Raw genomic sequence first — 18,682 nt, 5'->3', positions numbered from 1 at the left:
AAATTAAATACTATCAATAAACGAAAGTGCATACCGTTTTTTAGCATACATTTACCGCTCTAATAGAGCGGTTTTGTTTTTTAACAAAATTGCTGTAATTAAATAACTTGTGTTATGAAATATATAGTAATTTTAACATTCTTTTTTAAATAACCTAGTGCAAACGCACTTCGAGGAAATTATCTCAAGCTTTTTAGAAAAGCGTGTAGGTATATCTAAAGCTTTTTTAAATGAAGACTTAGCTTTTCAATTAAAATCAAATTTATTATCACTTTACGAAAATGAGGCTTTAAGTTTAGCAGGTATTGCTAATTCTCATTTGTTTAATCACGATAATTCTATAAGAAGAGATAAGATTTTTTGGTTGAATAAAGCAGATAATAATATTTATGAGAAGCAATTCTTCAGTTTAATAGACGAATTCGTGTTGTATCTCAATCAAACTTGCTTTGCCGGAATAAAAAGTTACGAATTTCATTATGCACTCTACGAAAAAGGTGCTTTTTATAAAAAGCATATAGATCAGTTTAAAACTGATAATAGTCGCGTTTTTTCTATAATCATGTACTTAAATAGTGGTTGGTTGTCTAAAGACGGTGGAGAATTAAAACTATATCAAGAAACTGGAATCGATATAATTTCTCCAGATAATCTTAAATGTGTTTTCTTTAAAAGTAATGAGATCGAGCATGAAGTTTTAGTGACTAATACTTCTAGAATGAGTATTACGGGTTGGTTAAAATCATAATATTAAATGTTAATTATTATACTGTTTTAGAGATTTGTAATCAAAAACGAGATTTTAATAGCGCATGTTTTAGCGATTTTTTTGATTTTTTGTTTTTACGAAGAATAAAAAACACGCAAAATTAAATTTAAGGGTATTTTTAAGCGATTTAAGCGACTTTCTCAAAATCAACAATTGTTAATAAAAAATAGGCTAATTCGTTAAACAACGTTGTAGGGCCTTAATGTTTTCGTATATTTGGTTGTCGCTGAAAAATCAGTTTTTCAGTTTCAATAAAATTAAATAAAGCAATATAAAATAATACATATATGAGCGAAAAGAAAGAAGAGTTTAATAAGCATAATTACTCTGCAGATAGTATCCAGGCCTTAGAAGGTATGGAGCATGTACGTATGCGTCCTTCAATGTATATTGGAGATGTTGGTGTACGTGGATTGCACCATTTGGTATACGAGGTTGTAGATAACTCTATTGATGAAGCTTTAGCTGGACATTGTGATAATATTACAGTAACTATTAACGAAGATAACTCGATTACTACAGAAGATGATGGTCGTGGTATTCCTGTAGATTTACACAAAAAAGAAGGCGTTTCGGCACTAGAGGTTGTAATGACTAAAATTGGTGCAGGTGGTAAGTTCGATAAAGATTCTTATAAAGTATCTGGTGGACTTCACGGTGTTGGTGTAAGTTGTGTTAATGCATTATCAGAACACTTAACAGCTACTGTTTTTAGAAATGGTAAAATTTGGGAACAAGAGTATTCTAAAGGAAAAGCTTTATATCCTGTAAAAGCAATTGGGGATACAGATAAAAGAGGAACAACAGTTACTTTTAGACCAGATGCAACAATATTTACTCAAACTTTAGAATATAACTATGATACATTAGCTAGTAGAATGCGTGAGTTAGCGTATTTAAATAAAGGTATTACAGTACATTTAATTGATAAGCGTTTTACTAAAGAAGATGGCTCTTTTGAAGGAGAAACGTTTCATTCTGAAGAAGGATTAAAAGAATTTATCAAGTTTTTAGATGCATCAAGAGAACCTTTAATGAAAGATGTTATTTCTTTTGAAGGTGAAAAAAATGGAGTGCCTGTTGAGGTTGCAATGATTTATAATACATCATATGCAGAAAACTTACACTCTTATGTAAACAACATTAATACACATGAAGGTGGTACACACCTTTCTGGTTTTAGACGTGGTTTAACACATACGCTTAAAAAGTATGCGGATGAGTCTGGTATGTTAGACAAATTAAAGTTTGATATTGCTGGTGACGATTTCCGTGAAGGTTTAACAGCTATTATTTCGGTAAAAGTTCAAGAGCCACAGTTTGAAGGACAAACAAAAACTAAATTAGGAAACAGAGAAGTTTCTGCAGCGGTAAGTCAATCGGTGTCAGAAATGTTATCTGATTATTTAGAAGAAAATCCAGACGATGCTAAAGTTATTGTACAAAAAGTAATCTTAGCAGCTCAAGCACGTCACGCAGCACAAAAGGCTCGTGAAATGGTACAGCGTAAAACAGTAATGAGTATAGGTGGTTTGCCTGGAAAATTATCTGATTGTTCTGAGCAAGATCCTGCAAAATGTGAAGTATATCTTGTCGAGGGAGATTCGGCAGGTGGTACTGCAAAGCAAGGTCGTGATAGAGCGTTCCAAGCTATTTTACCATTACGTGGTAAGATTCTTAATGTTGAAAAAGCCATGAAGCATAAGGTTTTTGAAAACGAAGAGATTAAAAATATATTTACTGCTTTGGGTGTAACAATAGGTACCGAAGAAGATAGTAAAGCATTAAACCTTTCAAAATTAAGATACCATAAAATAGTAATCATGTGTGATGCCGATATTGATGGTTCACATATTGAAACTTTAATTTTAACGTTCTTCTTTAGATACATGAAAGAATTAATAGAGAACGGACATATTTATATAGCAACACCACCTTTATACTTAGTTAAAAAAGGAGCTAAAAAACAATACGCTTGGGATGACGAAGCACGTTTAGCGCTTATGGCTGAATATGGTGATGGAGCAAAAATACAACGTTATAAAGGTCTTGGTGAGATGAATGCAACGCAACTTTGGGATACTACAATGAATCCTGAGTTTAGAACATTACGTCAAATTCAAATTGATAACGGAGTAGAGGCAGATAGAGTATTCTCAATGTTAATGGGAGACGAAGTGCCACCGCGTCGTGAGTTTATAGAAAAGAATGCTGTTTATGCAAATATTGATGCATAGCACTTAAAATAAAACTAAAAAAACACCTTCAGTAAAACTATTGAAGGTGTTTTTGCGTTAATAAATGTAGAACCCAAATCTAAACATATATTAAAATGAAAAAAATAGGATTAATTGTAGTTGCTTTAGTTTCGACTTTAAGTACTAACGCGCAAGATAATTTAGATCAATTATTAGCTGCTGGTGTAGCAGATGCAGAACGTTTTTCTGCAAATTATATAAAACCTGCAAACGATGGTTTGGCTTATGGTATTAACACAGGTTGGTTTAATAATGCAAAAACACCAAAACGTTTTGGTTTCGAGCTTTCAATTATTGGTAATGGAACTTTTATTAATGATGTAGACAAGCAGTTTATATTAGATACTAACGATTACGAAAACATACGTTTTCAAGACGGTAGTACGAGTAAGCCGGTATCGACAGCTTTAGGACATAATGATCCAGCTATTTTTGTTGAGGTAACATATGATGATCCTATATTTGGAGAGCAAACAACAGAGTTAGAGCTTCCAACAGGAATAGGTTCTGCAAACATAAATTTAGTGCCAACGGCATTCTTACAAGCTAGTTTTTCTCCTTTTAAAGGAACGCAGATAAAAGGACGTTATTTTCCAAAAGTTGATCAAGAAGATGTAAAAGTAGGATTATACGGTTTTGGAATACAGCAAGATTTCACCTCTTTTTTACCAGCAGATAAAGTGCTTCCAATATCAATATCTGGATTAATAGCTTATACGCATTTAGATGGTAGTTACGATTTTACAGATACAGGAGTTGTAGATGGAGAAAATCAGCAAATTGAGACTGAAACCAATACAATGTTATACCAATTAATAGTTGGCACAAAACTAAAAATAATTAATTTTTATGCTTCTGTTGGTTATTTAAGCGGAAAGAATACGACAGATCTACTAGGAACATATCGTGTTTCTGGTGAAGTTCTAGGTCAAACTGTTTATTCTGATGAAATAAAAGATCCATTCTCAATAAAATCGGATACTACAGGAGTATTAACAACAGTTGGAGCTAATTTAAGTCTAGGTTTTTTCGGTTTAAACGCAGCTTATACTATTGCAGATTTTAATAGTGCTTCAGTAGGAATGAATTTCAGCTTTTAAAAGTCTAGTTTTTAACCGTTTTTTGAAGCAAAATTTGTAAATTCGTACTTTAAATTTATACACAAACTAAAAATATATTAAAATGAAAGTAACAGTAGTTGGAGCAGGAGCAGTAGGTGCAAGTTGTGCTGAATATATTGCTATTAAAGATTTCGCAAGCGAAGTTGTAATCTTAGATATTAAAGAAGGTTTTGCCGAAGGTAAAGCAATGGATTTAATGCAAACCGCTTCATTAAACAGTTTCGATACAAAAATAACAGGAAGTACAAACGATTACTCTAAAACAGCAGGTTCTGATGTTTGTGTAATTACTTCAGGAATTCCTAGAAAACCAGGTATGACTCGTGAAGAGCTTATTGGTATTAATGCAGGAATAGTAAAAATGGTATCTGCTAGCTTAATTAAGCATTCTCCAGATACAATTATTATTGTAGTGTCTAATCCAATGGATACAATGACATATTTAGTGCATAAAACTACAGGTTTACCAAAAAATAGAATTATTGGTATGGGTGGCGCTTTAGATTCTGCACGTTTCAAGTATCGTTTAGCTGAAGCTTTAGGAGCACCTATTAGCGATGTGGATGGAATGGTAATTGGTGGACATAGCGATAAAGGTATGGTGCCATTAATAGGTAAAGCGGTAAGAAACAGTGTTGTTGTTTCAGAGTTTTTATCTGAAGAAAGAATGGAACAAGTAGTTCAAGATACTAAAGTTGGAGGCGCAACGCTTACAGGTTTATTAGGAACTTCTGCTTGGTATGCACCAGGAGCAGCAGTATCTGCAATGGTTCAAGCAATTGCTTGTGATACTAAAAAAATATTCCCATGTTCTGCTTTATTAGCTGGAGAATTTGGATTAAATGATTTAGCAATTGGAGTACCTTGTGTTTTAGGTGCTAACGGAATTGAAAAAATTGTTGAAATTAGCTTAACAGATGCTGAAAAAGCAAAATTAGCAGAGTCTGCTGAAGGTGTTAAGAAAACTAATGGATTATTAGAATTATAATAAGTATATAATAGAAACTTGCAAGATTTATAAGTCTTACAAATTTTAAACAATACATTAAAGAAGCCTCACAATAATAGAATTGTGAGGTTTTTTATTTTTATTAGACTTTATAAGTTGATTTAAAGTGATTTAACACTGTAATATTTATACAAAGACAGTAGTAATACAGCCTTAAATTTTTTATATTTGGCGCATGAAGACGAAATGGTATTTTGGTACTTTAATTGTAATACTCGCTTTGTTTGGTGCATGTCAAGAGAATTTGACGATTCCAAACCAAGAGGTTGTATTACAGTTTTCTAGTACGACCATATCTTCAAACGAAGCTAAGCTTGCTATTGCTAATGTAAAAGAGCAATTAAAAACAATAGGTGTTTCTAAAGTAGACATTCGAGAAGAATCCAATGGACGCTTAGTAATTTCATACTTTAGTGATATTACAGTTGCTAACGTAAAAGATGCTTTAGCTGCAACCGCACTAGCAGTCGATTATGCTTCTCAAGAAGATAATCAGTCAGACTTCCCAAAAGAACAAACTTACAATCTCGATGTTTTCGAAATCACAAAAAGTAGTGATGCAGGTTTCGGGTCTGGTGGAAAGCTAATGTTCGAACTTAAGCAAGATTACGACAGATTTTCAAATCCAAACGTATTTCTTTATGCAACAGAGATTACTTCAGCCGAAAAAAATATAGAAGTACTAGTTGCTTACAAACAAAACAAAACTATTGCAATTGCAATAAACAATATTCCTCACCAAATTCCTGAATGTCGAGCTGGACCAGTTTCGTAACAGGAATAGTATTATAAAACTTCCTAAATAATAAACGTTTTTTGAAATAGTAATGTAAAGCTTCGGCTGTAGTTATTGTTTCAAAATTATAGTTTTCATAATTGATACAGAAAACTATCCATTAATATTAAAACCATTACTAACAATTGTCAGCTTCGATTAAAGAAATAGAAATTAAAAACTGACGCAAATAACAAAACAATGCAAAATAAAGGATTAGTAAAGCTGTTCGCAGTTTTATTTGGACTGGTAAGTATTTACCAATTGTCTTTCTCGTTTAAAAACAATGCGATCGAGAAAAACGCAGAAGAAATAGCTGCAGCAAAATTTAGTACAGATGTTGAAGACTTTAAAGAGAAACGTAAAGCGTTTGAAGCAAACTACCTTGATTCTCTTTCTGGAGTAACAGAAAGCGTGTTTTTAGGTGAAGATTACGCTAAGGTTAAAGACAATGCAATGAAATTGGGTCTTGACCTTAAAGGTGGTTTAGAAGCAATTTTACAAGTATCTGTAAGAGATATCTTAAAAGGATTAGCAAATAACACAAAAGATCCTGTGTTTAACAAAGCATTAGATGATGCTGATATTTTACAAACAAACTCTCAAGATGATTATATTGAGTCTTTCTACGTAGCTTTCGATGCTATTAAAGGAGATAAAAAATTAGCATCTCCAGATATCTTTGGAACACGTTCTTTAGTAGAAGCTGGAACTGTAAAAATTGGAATGAGTGATGCTGATGTAAAATCAGCATTATCTAAAAAAATAGATGAGTCTATAAACTCTGCATTACAAGTATTACGTACACGTATTGACCAATTTGGAGTTGCATCTCCAAACATTCAACGTTTAGGTTCTTCTGGACGTATTTTAGTTGAGTTACCAGGTGTTAAAGATGTAGAGCGTGCAAAAGCATTAATTACAGGAACAGCAGAATTAGAATTTTGGTTTGGTTACAAAGCACAAGATTTAGGTCAGTACTTTAACGATTTAAACAACGCTTTAAAAGCGAAACAAGAAACTGCTGCAGTAGATACTGAAGCAGATGCTACTCAAGAAGCAGGAGAAGAAACTGCAGATGATATTATTGGAGATTTAACTGGAGCAGAAGACGAAACAGCAGTAGTTGTTAATCCGTTTTACGATTTAGTTGCAGTAAACTCTACAGGATATTATTCTGGAGCTGGTTTAGTAAAACTTACAGACCAGAAGAAAGTATTAGAAATGTTAAATTCTAAAGAGGCTATCGCAATGCGTCCAGCAGCTGCAAAGAATATAAAATTTGTATTCGAAAAGCCTAAAAAAGATAGTGAAGTAACAACTTTACACGTTTTAGAAGGTAACAGAGATAATGTACCACCATTACATGGTAGTATTGATGATGCAAGAGAAGGTTACGATTCAGCAAATAGAGTAGTTGTAAACATGCAAATGGATGCTGCGGGATCTAAAACTTGGGAAGAAATGACTGATCGTGCATACAAAGAAGGAAGTAACATTGCTATTGTTTTAGATAATGTTGTGTATTCTGCTCCAGGAATTAGTAGAGGTAAAATTGCAGGAGGTCGTTCAGAGATTTCTGGAGACTTTACAATTAACGAAGCGATCGATTTATCTAACGTTTTACGTGCAGGTAAATTACCAGCAAGAGCAAGTATTATCCAGAGTGATGAGGTTGGACCAACTTTAGGTCAAGAAGCTATCGATAGTGGTACAATGTCATTTTTAATTGCATTAGCATTAGTATTAATATGGATGTTTTTCTACTATGGTAAAGCAGGTGCATTTGCAGATGTTGCAATGGCATTAAACATTTTATTAATCTTTGGTATCTTATCAGGATTAGGAGCTGTATTAACGTTACCTGGAATTGCAGGTATTGTATTAACAATAGGTATGTCTGTAGATGCAAACGTACTTATTTTCGAACGTATTAGAGAAGAATTAGGAAAAGGTAAAGACCAAAAATCTGCTGTAAAAGACGGATTTAGTAATGCATTGTCTTCTATTTTGGATGCCAACATTACAACAGGTTTAACTGCTTTAATTTTATTCTTATTTGGTACAGGACCAATTAAAGGTTTCGCAACTACTTTATTAGTAGGTATTGGTACTTCTTTATTTACAGCAATCTTTATTACAAGATTACTTGTAGATTGGTATGTTAACAGAGGTGGTAAATTAGATTTCTCTACAGGAATTACTAAAAACCTATTTAGAAACATCAATATTGAGTTTTTAAAGAAACGTAAATTAGCTTACATCATTTCAGGAGTATTAATTCTTGGAAGTTTAGCATCATTATTTACTAACGGATTAGATCAAGGTGTAGATTTTAAAGGTGGTAGAACTTACCAAGTACGTTTCGATCAGCCAGTAAGTTCTTCAGAAATAAGTGCTACATTATCAGATCCAGCGATTTTTGGTAGTGCAGATGCTAAAACTTTTGGTGACGATAACCAGTTAAAAATTACAACTAAATTTAGAATTGACGAAGCATCAGAAGAAGCAGATAATGAAATGAGAGAAATCTTATTCAATGCTTTACAACCACATTTAAATGGAATGAGCTATGCCGATTTTATCTCTAATAAAGAAGGTAAAACAGCAGGTTTAATGAAGAAGTATAAAGTAAGTCCAACAATTGCAGATGATATCAAGCAAGAGTCTTTCTGGGCTGTTTTAGGATCATTAATTGTAGTATTCCTTTATATCTTATTCCGTTTTAAAAGATGGCAATTCTCACTTGGTGCAGTAGCAGCAGTATTCCACGATGTATTAATCGTATTAGGAGTATTCTCTATTACATACAAGTTTATGCCATTCTCATTAGAAATCGATCAAGCCTTTATAGCAGCGATTCTTACCGTAATTGGTTACTCGTTAAATGATACGGTTGTAGTATTCGATAGAATTCGTGAGTACTTTAACGAACATTCAGATTGGGAATTCGGTAAAGTTATCGACAAGTCTTTAAGCTCTACATTAAGTAGAACATTAAACACCTCTTTAACTACTTTAGTAGTATTATTAGCCATCTTTATATTTGGTGGAGAATCTATTAGAGGATTCATGTTTGCTTTAATTGTAGGTGTGGTTGTAGGTACATACTCATCTTTATTTATCGCAACACCAGTTATGTTCGATTCAGTTAAAGGAGATGCTGCAGATGCATTAAGAGACAAAGTAAAAGAAGAAGAATTAGAAGAAGGAGCGAAAGCATAATTCTTAAATTCCTTAATATTAAAAAGCCTTTCAGTTTTATACTGAAAGGCTTTTTTTTATTTATAACAAACGTACAATAGAATTCAATGGTTTTCTTTTGGGCGTTCCCTTGCGAAAAGCAAGGTCAGGCTCTCGCAAGTCGCTCTTTTCAAGGAGCTCCAACAATTGCTCCATCCTTAACGCATTAGCCTAAGTATTGCTTTCAATCCATTCTTTTGTTATTAGCCAAAGAGAGGTTTTAAAACGCTCTCTAAAAAAGCCAAAATGTCCAATATCTGGTACATTTAATACTTCGGGTTCTAAATGTAATCGCTCTACTTTAGCATTAGTAAAAAGCTTAGATAACCAATCTACCGTTTGTTTTGGCGCAAATGCATCATTGGGAAAACTTAAAACTTTAATAGAGCAAGTAATAGAGTCTAGGTGTAAATCTTCTTTTTTAGCAGTATATAAAAAGTAGTTTTTTCTATTTCCCCAAACCCGCCATTGGTAAGCAACACGCTTTGGAAGGTTTTCGAAAAGCTTTAGTTTTCTTGCAGGAAAATATCCGTATAAAGAATTTGCAATTGGGATAACAGCATTCCAGAATAAGAACATCTTTGGTTTTTCTAAACCCTTAAAAAGATTCCAATAACCAGATTGCGAAGCAACAGTAATAATAAAATCGGCAAGCTTAATATTTTTGTTAAAAGCAATAAGTTGCCCACCAATACTATGCGTAATTAGTGTAATCTTATGTTCAGGATTTTTCGACTTTGCAAAACGTAAAATTGATGCTTGATTAGAAGCCCAATCGTATAAGTTAGAAGTGTTATTTTTTACGCCTTTACCATGAGATAATCCAATACCAGAATAATCAAAAGTATAAACTGTAAAACCTAGAGCGCAAAAATATTCGGCAAAATTAGCGTAGTAAGATTGTAAAACACCTGTTGCAGATGATATTACAATACTTTTAGCGTTAGAATTTTTAGGTATAAATTGAGTTGTAAAAATAGAGTGTTTATTAGACTGTTCTATTTCTACAACTTTTTGTTCCATTACTCTTCAATCTTAAATACAAAATAGTCCATTCTGTCACCAACTTCTAATAGCCATTCTTCGGCTAAACCAGCATTAACCTCTAGTACAAACTGTGCTAAAGCATTAGATGGTAAAGAAGCTTCGTTAAATGGTTGTGCGTTTTCTTGAAAACTAACCACCTTTTTGTTATGGTCTAAAAAGATAAGGTCAATAGGAAAACGTGTGTTTTTCATGTAAAAATTACGCTCTCTAATTTCGTTAAAAACAAACAACATCGCTTGGTTCTTTTTCATCGATTCGCGATACATTAAACCTGTTTCAATTTCAAAAGGTGTCTTTGCAATTTCAATGTCTAGCTTGGCTATAATAGTATCTGCTGTAGTTTTGTATAATGTAAGCTCACCTTCTTTAGTAAAAGTAACTTCGGGTTGCTTAATAGATTTTGGTTCGCTTTTACAAGCTATAATAGTTAAGCTAAAACTTAATAATAGTATTGCTATTTTAAATGTCTTCATTAGTTGTAGTTAGATTTTTGTTTGTAAATAAACATAAAGTATAAACCAATTAATATAAAAGGAATACTTAATACTTGTCCAGTATTCATAAACCAAATATAATCATCTCGTCCATCTACTTGTGCAATTTTTACAAATTCGACAAAGAAACGAACCGTCCATAGTAATACTAAAAAGAGACCAAATAAGAAACCTGGTTGATTGTTTTTGTTAGTTTTTAAGTAGAAGTACAATAGAATTAAGAATACAAAAATGTAGCAAAACGACTCGTACAATTGTGCAGGATGTCTATAAGGAACAGCTTGTAATAAGTCTATAAATTTAGGGTCGTTAGAAACGGCACGATATGCTTCTTTATAGTCTGCAATTCCTGTTAGTTTTACAATTTCACCTTTAGTGTATTCTTCTTGTATAAAACGAACTCCTAATGGAAAATCTCCAGATAATTTACCTACTATTTCAGAATTAATAAAGTTTCCAATTCTAATAAATACAGCACCCGAAGCTACTGGAATTACAATGCGGTCTAAAATCCACATTAAAGATTTGTAATTATACTTTCTTCTGTATAAATACATGGCAACAATAATACCTATTGCAGCACCATGACTTGCGAGTCCTGAAAATCCTGAAAATTCAAATCTTGGATTAAAATGGAATGGTAAGAAAACGCTAAAGAAATCTTGAGAAAATAATTCTGGTTGATAGAAAATAACATGACCTAAACGTGCGCCTAGCATAGTTGCTAAAACGGTGTAGATAAATAAAGGATCAAGATATTCGATGTTTACATTTTCTCTATTAAAAATGCGTTTCATTATATGCCATCCTACAACAAATGCAGAAACCCACATTAGACTATAAAAATGAATTTTGAAATTCCCAATAATATCAATTCCTGTTATAGGATTCCAGTTGAATTCTAATAAATACATAGATTGTTTTTTGTGATTGTAAATATAGTATTTATGCTCTATTTATTTTAGTATATCACAAATCATTAACAAAACCACAATGTTTATTTTAAACAAAACCATTGGTATGCGCGTTAAGGATGGAAAGGTTTGTTTGAGCTCTTTTTTTATTTTCGAAAAAAAGCGAGCCTTGAGAGCCTGACTTTTTGCTAGCTTTCAAGGTTTTTCACCTTGTAAGTTATAAGTAAAAAGGAACGCCCTAAAAATAATTACGGAACTGGGTCATAGCCTTTGCCTCCCCAAGGATGACAACTAAAAATACGTTTTATGCTCAATGTCATGCCTTTTAAAAAACCATGCTTTTCTAGAGCTTCTTTTGTGTAATGAGAGCAGGTTGGTTGGTATCTACACGTGGCTGGTGTAAATGGAGATATAAAAGTTTGATATACTTTTATTATAAATAGAAAAGGTGCTATTAATATTTTTTTCACAATATTTGTCATTCCTACGAAGGTAGGAACCTTTTTTTTTTTTTGGATTCCTGCCTTCGCAGGAATGACAGTCTACGGACTAGTTTGTAGAAAAGGTTGTGCCTTCTCTGCTGTCGTTTAAAGTTATGCCAACTTCGGCTAGTTCGTCGCGAATTTGATCGGACAAAGCGAAATCTTTATTCGCTCTAGCTTCTTGTCTTAATTTTATAAGTAATTCTACCGCTCCAGAAAGTTTTTCTGTGCCTTCGGCTGAATCTTTTGCATTGTTTAAGCCTAATAGTTCGAAAACAAATGTGTGTAATGCGCTTTTAAATACTTCTAAATCTTCGCTAGAAATGGTTTTGCTTCCTTCTTTTACAGCGTTAATATGGTTTACGGCTTCGAATAAGTTGGCGATTAAAATAGGAGTATTAAAATCGTCGTTCATGGCATCGTAACAAGTCTGTTTCCATGCTTTAACATCGAAAGAAGAAGCGTTTAAAGTTTTTAAATTATCTAAATCATCAACAGCATTCATTAGACGATTAAAACCTTTTTCGCTGGCCAATAATCCATTGTCTGTTAAATCTAAAACACTTCTATATGCAGATTGCATCATGAAAAAGCGTACTACATTTGGATTGTAGGCTTTAGATAGAATGTCGTTTTTGCCAGAAAGTAATTCGGCAGGATTAATATAGTTCCCTGTAGATTTACTCATGCGAGAACCGTTAAGTTCTAACATGTTTGCATGCATCCAGTAATTTACTGGTGATTTTCCTTTTGCAGCTTGGTTTTGTGCAATTTCACATTCGTGATGAGGGAATTTTAAATCCATTCCACCACCATGAATATCGAATTGTTCGCCTAAGTATTTTGTACTCATGGCTGTACATTCTAAATGCCAACCTGGGAAACCGTCGCTCCAAGGCGATGGCCAACGCATAATATGTGTAGGCTCTGCTTTTTTCCAAAGTGCAAAATCTTGTGGATTTTTTTTATCACTTTGTCCGTCCAGAGCACGTGTATTGTGTATTAAATCTTCAAGCTTACGTTTACTTAAAATACCGTAATTGTTAGTCTCGTTGTATTTATGAACATCGAAATAAACAGATCCATTTACTTCGTAACCAAAACCATTATCTATAATAGTGCTAATAAGTTCAATCTGCTCTATAATATGACCAGTTGCAGTAGGTTCGATACTAGGAGGTAAGAAGTTAAATTGGTTTAATACATTATGAAAATCTACAGTATAACGCTGTACAATCTCCATAGGTTCAATTTCTTCTAAACGAGCCTTTTTAGTAATTTTATCTTCTCCAGCATCTGCATCATTTTCTAAATGTCCAGCATCTGTAATGTTTCTAACGTAACGTACTTTATAACCTAAATGTTTTAGGTAACGAAACACCATATCGAAAGACATAAATGTTCTTACATTTCCTAAGTGTACATTACTATAAACTGTAGGTCCGCAAACATACATACCAACATTTCCTTCTGTAATAGTTTCGAAAGGTTCTTTTTTTCCGGTTAAAGAATTATAGACTTTTATGTGTTGATTCTTGTAAAGTTGCATGTTGTATAATATAAAGCTGAAAAAGACTTTGTTTAAAAAGTGATTTTCGAATGCGTTAATTTATTAGTTATAGATTTCGACGTCTAAGCTAATAATTTTATAGTTTTCTTTTAAAAGAAGTTCTAATTATTTTGCTTTTTAGAATTTAGTTTCTAATTTAATGTAATCTAAAAACTCACGTTTAGTTTCTTTGTTTTTAAACTGTCCACCAAATTCTGAAGTTACTGTACTACTTTCAATATCGCGAATACCACGAGAGTTTACGCATAGATGTTTAGCATCTATAACACAAGCAACATCATCTGTATTTAATACTTTTTGAAGTTCTTTTACTACTTGAATAGTTAAACGTTCTTGTACTTGAGGACGTTTTGAGAAATAATCTACAATTCTATTCATTTTAGATAAGCCAACAACAGTACCGTTAGATATGTAAGCAATATGTGCTCTACCAACAATTGGTAATAAATGATGCTCGCAAGTAGAGTAAACTGTAATGTTTTTTTCTACAAGCATTTCTCCGTACTTATATTTATTATCGAAAACCGATGCTGTTGGTTTTTTTTCTGGGTCTAGACCTCCAAAAATTTCATTAACAAACATTTTAGCAACACGATTTGGTGTGCCATTTAAACTGTCGTCTGTTAAGTCTAGTCCTAACGTTTCCATAATATGACGAACATCGCCTTTTATTATTTCTATTTTTTCTTTGTCCGAAAGCTTAAAGGCATCAGCCGCCATTGGAGTATCTGTAGATGTTCCTACATGGTTTTCTCCTAACTCGTCGTTTGTAGTATTCTCAATTTTCATCTGTTCAAATTCTAGCTATAGTCATATTTAATACACTAAAATAAAGTAGACTAAAAGGGCTTCATTTTAATGATACTATTTTAATAAAACGTGGAGTGTATAAGCCAAATTTCATTAAGTCTGCAAAGATAAGTAATAAAAAAATGAGTGCAACAAGGTAGGAGTTTTTATATTTAAGTTGTTATAATTTTAGAACATTGAATATTAACAAAAAGTTAATTATTTTTTGCTATTTTTAGCATCTTAAAAACGGTATTTATATATGAAAATCAAACTACTTTACAGCTTTGCCTTATTGTTTGCAATTAGCATCTTTAGTGTAACTGCACAATCCTCAAAAATGCAACCACTTAAGTTGGTTAAATATAATGACAATGTTAAGGCACCATTAACATCACAAGAACTTTCTTTTCTTAAAGAAGTTTATGCAGATAAATTAGATGCTTATGTGTTAGATAGGCCACAAAAATTGAAAGATTTAAAAAACTTACTTAGAAATAGAATTGTTATTAAAGAAATGCCAGAATTAGTAGGTAATACTGAAAAGTATAAAACTTTAACCGATGCAGGATTATTTAATGCTTATAATTCAGAATTAGTTTTCGATACTTCTTATAATAAAAACACCTTTAATATTTTAAAATATAATCTTGAGATTCACGGAAGAGGCTCAAGAATTTATAGGATTCTGAACACTGATTTTTTCATCGTAATACTATCTCAACACCAATAAAAAAAACAACAATGAATAAGTTTACTTTATTAATTACATTTTTATTTATTTCGACTGTTGCATTGGCTCAAGATGTTTTGATGCAAACAGGAACAATAACACAATGCTCTGGTACTTTATATGATTCTGGAGGAGCAGCAGCAAACTATGGTGATGGTGAGAATTTTACACTTACTATCTGTCCTGATGTTGCTGGAAATCTAGTTCAACTTGATTTTACAGCATTTAGTACACAAACAGGAAGTGATACAATTACTTTTTATGATGGAGATGATATTACTGCTAATAACTTTGGAACTTATTCTGGAGCAGGAGCAGCAAATAATCCAGGTTTTGTATCTGCAACCCCTAATAATGCAACAGGTTGTATAACTATAGTGTTTACTTCAGACGGTACTGCTACAACTACAGGTTGGGCAGCAACTATTTCTTGTTTTGAACCTTGTCAAACAATAGTTTCTCAATTAGATAGTTCTACACCAGCTCCAAATGGAGACGGTTACATTTGGGTTTGTCCGGGTGAAGACGTTACACTTAGTGGTAGTGGGGATTTTTCTGTAGATGGAACAGGAGCTACTTACGAGTGGGATTTAGGAGATGGTAATACTATGGCTGGACAAACAGCAACATTTTCTTATCCTAATCCTGGAGTTTATATTGTAAATTTAAATATTACGGATACCAATACAGATCCAGCACCTGGAACAGGTTGTTCAAATACAAACTTAATTAATCAAGTTATTCAAGTTGGTACAGAACCAGATTTTACTGGTACTCAAGCAGTGAGTGATGTGTTGTGTTATGGTGACACTACAACTATAACAGGAGTTGTGACTCCAACCGAGTTTATAAATGATTGTACACCGCCAGTTAGTGGGACAACATTTTTACCAGATGGAAATGGTGCTTCTTATTCAACATGTGTTACTGTAGATTGTTACGATTCTGCTCAAACGTTAACAGACATAAATCAAATTGTAGGTATATGTGTTAACATGGAACACTCTTATTTAGGAGATTTAGATATTAATATTATTAGTCCTACTGGAGCAGTAGCCGTTTTAAAACAATACCCAGGAGGTGGAGGTACTTATCTTGGTGGAGCCAATGATGATGGTACTAATACACCAGGAGTTGGAGCAGATTATTGTTTTTCTACAGCAGGAACGGTAACTTTAGAAAACGGACCAACAATAAATGCAGGTAGTAATCCGGCAGGTAACTCTATAGCACCAGGAACATATTTACCAGAAGGTAGTTTAAATACACTTTTAGGTAGCCCGTTAAATGGTGATTGGTGTATTCAAATTATTGATAATTTAGGAGCAGATAATGGTTTTATCTTTTCTTGGAGTATACAGTTTGATCCAAACTTACAACCACCAGAATTATCTTTTACACCAACAACTGTAACAGAAGGATGGGATGCTGATCCAACAATAACTGTTACTACAGGAAATACTATTACGGTAGCTCCTCCAGCAGCCGGACAATATTGTTATACTTATAGAACTACAGATGATTTTGGATGTGAATACGAAGAAACAGTTTGTATTGATGTGTTGCCAGAAATTATAACAGCAGCACCTGATAATTTATTTTTATGTAACCCAGGAGCTCCACCTTATATTTTCGATTTAACAGAAAATGATGCTGTAATAAATGGACCAGCGGTTAATCCTGCAGACCAAATTATTACATATTATGAGACCCAGGCGGATGCAGATAGTGAAAATAATGAGATTCCTAATCCAACAACTTATTCTTCAACAGCTATAATAGGAACGCCTCAAACAATATTTGTTAGAATAGAATATTTAACTTCGGGTTGTTTTGAAACAGATTCGTTTACATTAAACATTACTGCACAGCCAGTAATCAATCCAGCATTGGATATGGTGCTTTGTGATGATATTTCTAATGATGGTGTTGAGTCTTTTGATTTAGAATCTCAAAACTTAATAATATTAGGAACGCAATCAGCTTCAGATTATACAGTAACTTATTATGCATCTCTAGCAGACGCAGCTGCTGGTGTAAATGCTTTAGTAAGTTTATATGATAACACAAGTAATCCGCAGCCTATTTTTGTTAGAGTGGCCTTAACAGCAGATGCTACATGCGTTAATGTAACTACAGATCCTTTAGGAGAATTTGATCTTATTGTAAACCCAAGTCCGGAGGTTACATCTTTAACAACGAACTCTGATATCTGTTCTGGTGAGGATGCTATATTTACAATTACTGGTACAGCTAATCATGTTGTAGATTATAATATAAATGGAGGAGCTACGCAACAAGTAACTCTTGATGCTGCTGGACAGGCGGTAATAACTGTTACAGGAGTAACTACAAATCAAGTAATAACATTAGAATCTGTTGTAGATACAGTTACAACATGTACTGCTGCTTTAACAGATACGGAAACTGTTGTAGTTAATGCAAATCCAACAGTTGTATTGACAAGTAATACAAGTGTTTGTTCTGGAGGAGATGCAATATTTACAATTACTGGAGATGCTGGTAATGTTGTAGATTATAATATTAATGCAGGAGGAACATTGCAGGTAACATTAGATGCCGCTGGAGAAGGAGTGGTAACTGTTGCAGGAGCAACAGTTGATCAGACTATTACTTTAGAATCTATTGTTAATCCAGCGACTACATGTTCAAGTGTTTTAACCGAAACTAACACTGTAACTATAGGAGCTAATCCAGTTATAACATCTTTAACAACAAATACAGATATATGTTCAGGAGCAGATGCAATTTTTACTATTAATGGTACTACAGATGATGTTGTAGACTATACAATTAATGGAGGTGCTACGCAACAAGTAACTATTGATGCAACAGGTCAAGCGATTGTAACAATTACGGCTGCAACAGTAGATCAAACTATTCTGTTGGAAACAGTAACTAATCCGGTTACTTCTTGTTTTGGAACTTTAACAGATACTGCAACCGTTACAGTGCTTGCAAATCCAACAGTAACACTTACTAGTAATACAGCTGTTTGTATAGGTGAAGATGCTGTATTTACTATTACAGGAGTTTCTGGTAATATTGTAGATTATAATATTAATGGAGGAGGAACTTTACAAACTACACTTGATGCTGCAGGAGAATCTGTTATTACAATAGTAGCTCCAACTGTAGATCAAACGATGACTTTAGAGTCTATAAATAATCCAACAACAACTTGTACTAGTGCTTTAACTGATTCAAATACAGTTATAATTAATCCACTACCAACCATAGTCGTACCAACACCACTAGAAGTTTGTGACGACGGTACACCAGATGGAATAACAGAAATAGATTTAACCCTAAAAAACAACGAAATTTCAGGCGGTAATCCAGCATACGCTGTAACGTATTATTTCACACAAGCCGATGCTGATGCACAAGCAAACCCATTAGTGAGTCCGTATACTAACGTTGTACCAAACATGCAAACTATTTATGTAGGTGTGCA

The 18,682-nt window shown here is 33.1% G+C and carries 14 protein-coding genes; 8 read left to right on the top strand and 6 right to left on the bottom strand.

The genetic code is table 11. The features are described from left to right. Positions 1-157 precede the first annotated feature (157 nt). The 6 genes from Q0935_RS13165 (at position 158) to secDF (ending at position 9,157) form a co-directional block, all read left to right on the top strand. Positions 158-748 carry a 2OG-Fe(II) oxygenase gene (locus tag Q0935_RS13165; protein ID WP_299387036.1) on the top strand — a complete coding sequence of 197 codons (591 nt, stop codon included), beginning with the start codon at positions 158-160 and terminating at the stop codon, positions 746-748. A 308-nt stretch (positions 749-1,056) separates the two neighbouring features. Then, positions 1,057-3,006 carry a DNA topoisomerase (ATP-hydrolyzing) subunit B gene (gyrB, locus tag Q0935_RS13160; protein ID WP_299387031.1) on the top strand — a complete coding sequence of 650 codons (1,950 nt, stop codon included), beginning with the start codon at positions 1,057-1,059 and terminating at the stop codon, positions 3,004-3,006. A gap of 95 nt (positions 3,007-3,101) precedes the next feature. Then, the gene (locus tag Q0935_RS13155) at positions 3,102-4,127 is read left to right on the top strand and encodes a DUF6588 family protein (RefSeq protein WP_299387027.1); all 1,026 of its coding nucleotides are present in this window, start codon (positions 3,102-3,104) and stop codon (positions 4,125-4,127) included. A gap of 82 nt (positions 4,128-4,209) precedes the next feature. Continuing rightward, positions 4,210-5,136: a malate dehydrogenase gene (locus Q0935_RS13150; RefSeq protein WP_299387024.1), complete on the top strand. Its 927-nt coding sequence runs from the start codon at positions 4,210-4,212 to the stop codon at positions 5,134-5,136. Positions 5,137-5,332: 196 nt separating this feature from the next. Next, entirely contained in the window at positions 5,333-5,932 is a 600-nt protein-coding gene (locus Q0935_RS13145) for a hypothetical protein (RefSeq protein ID WP_299387019.1), read from the top strand. A gap of 201 nt (positions 5,933-6,133) precedes the next feature. Next, positions 6,134-9,157 (top strand): protein translocase subunit SecDF, encoded by a 3,024-nt coding sequence (gene secDF / locus Q0935_RS13140; RefSeq protein ID WP_299387016.1) that lies wholly within the window; start codon positions 6,134-6,136, stop codon positions 9,155-9,157. A gap of 189 nt (positions 9,158-9,346) precedes the next feature. Here secDF and Q0935_RS13135 read toward each other — a convergent pair whose 3' ends face one another. From Q0935_RS13135 to folE, 6 genes are all read right to left on the bottom strand, one after another. After that, a complete protein-coding gene (locus tag Q0935_RS13135; protein ID WP_299387011.1) occupies positions 9,347-10,198 on the bottom strand; it encodes an alpha/beta hydrolase in 852 nt (283 codons plus the stop codon). Beyond that, entirely contained in the window at positions 10,198-10,695 is a 498-nt protein-coding gene (locus Q0935_RS13130; protein WP_299387006.1) for a DUF192 domain-containing protein, read from the bottom strand. The genes Q0935_RS13135 and Q0935_RS13130 overlap by 1 nt, the downstream gene beginning before the upstream one ends. Next, entirely contained in the window at positions 10,695-11,630 is a 936-nt protein-coding gene (gene lgt / locus Q0935_RS13125) for a prolipoprotein diacylglyceryl transferase (protein WP_299387001.1), read from the bottom strand. Before lgt ends, Q0935_RS13130 begins: the two co-directional genes overlap by 1 nt. 248 nt (positions 11,631-11,878) lie before the next feature. Beyond that, positions 11,879-12,100: a membrane protein insertion efficiency factor YidD gene (gene yidD, locus Q0935_RS13120; RefSeq protein ID WP_299254251.1), complete on the bottom strand. Its 222-nt coding sequence runs from the start codon at positions 12,098-12,100 to the stop codon at positions 11,879-11,881. Positions 12,101-12,179: 79 nt separating this feature from the next. Next, on the bottom strand, positions 12,180-13,661 hold the full coding sequence (cysS, locus tag Q0935_RS13115) for a cysteine--tRNA ligase (protein ID WP_299386997.1): 1,482 nt from the start codon (positions 13,659-13,661) through the stop codon (positions 12,180-12,182). Between the two features lie 138 nt (positions 13,662-13,799). Next, positions 13,800-14,471: a GTP cyclohydrolase I FolE gene (gene folE / locus Q0935_RS13110; protein ID WP_299386992.1), complete on the bottom strand. Its 672-nt coding sequence runs from the start codon at positions 14,469-14,471 to the stop codon at positions 13,800-13,802. 262 nt (positions 14,472-14,733) lie between these two features. On the opposite strand from folE, the gene Q0935_RS13105 reads away from it, so the two are divergent. Beyond that, complete coding sequence (locus Q0935_RS13105) at positions 14,734-15,204, top strand: hypothetical protein (protein WP_299386988.1); 471 nt, start codon at positions 14,734-14,736, stop codon at positions 15,202-15,204. An 11-nt stretch (positions 15,205-15,215) separates the two neighbouring features. Further along, a partial coding sequence (locus Q0935_RS13100; protein WP_299386985.1) for a PKD domain-containing protein occupies positions 15,216-18,682 on the top strand: 3,467 nt, incomplete at its 3' end.

Origin of the sequence: uncultured Lacinutrix sp., assembly GCF_947500605.1 — a bacterium.
Classification (GTDB): Bacteria; Bacteroidota; Bacteroidia; order Flavobacteriales; family Flavobacteriaceae; genus Lacinutrix.
This window is presented reverse-complemented; position numbering and strand designations above follow the sequence as displayed.

Coding starts and splice junctions, on each gene's coding strand:
- gyrB (WP_299387031.1), top strand. CDS start 1,057: ATGAGCGAAAAGAAAGAAGAGTTTAATAAGCATAATTACTCTGCAGAT.
- Q0935_RS13130 (WP_299387006.1), bottom strand. CDS start 10,695: ATGAAGACATTTAAAATAGCAATACTATTATTAAGTTTTAGCTTAACT.
- Q0935_RS13145 (WP_299387019.1), top strand. CDS start 5,333: ATGAAGACGAAATGGTATTTTGGTACTTTAATTGTAATACTCGCTTTG.
- Q0935_RS13105 (WP_299386988.1), top strand. CDS start 14,734: ATGAAAATCAAACTACTTTACAGCTTTGCCTTATTGTTTGCAATTAGC.
- Q0935_RS13155 (WP_299387027.1), top strand. CDS start 3,102: ATGAAAAAAATAGGATTAATTGTAGTTGCTTTAGTTTCGACTTTAAGT.
- lgt (WP_299387001.1), bottom strand. CDS start 11,630: ATGTATTTATTAGAATTCAACTGGAATCCTATAACAGGAATTGATATT.
- folE (WP_299386992.1), bottom strand. CDS start 14,471: ATGAAAATTGAGAATACTACAAACGACGAGTTAGGAGAAAACCATGTA.
- cysS (WP_299386997.1), bottom strand. CDS start 13,661: ATGCAACTTTACAAGAATCAACACATAAAAGTCTATAATTCTTTAACC.
- Q0935_RS13135 (WP_299387011.1), bottom strand. CDS start 10,198: ATGGAACAAAAAGTTGTAGAAATAGAACAGTCTAATAAACACTCTATT.
- Q0935_RS13150 (WP_299387024.1), top strand. CDS start 4,210: ATGAAAGTAACAGTAGTTGGAGCAGGAGCAGTAGGTGCAAGTTGTGCT.
- secDF (WP_299387016.1), top strand. CDS start 6,134: ATGCAAAATAAAGGATTAGTAAAGCTGTTCGCAGTTTTATTTGGACTG.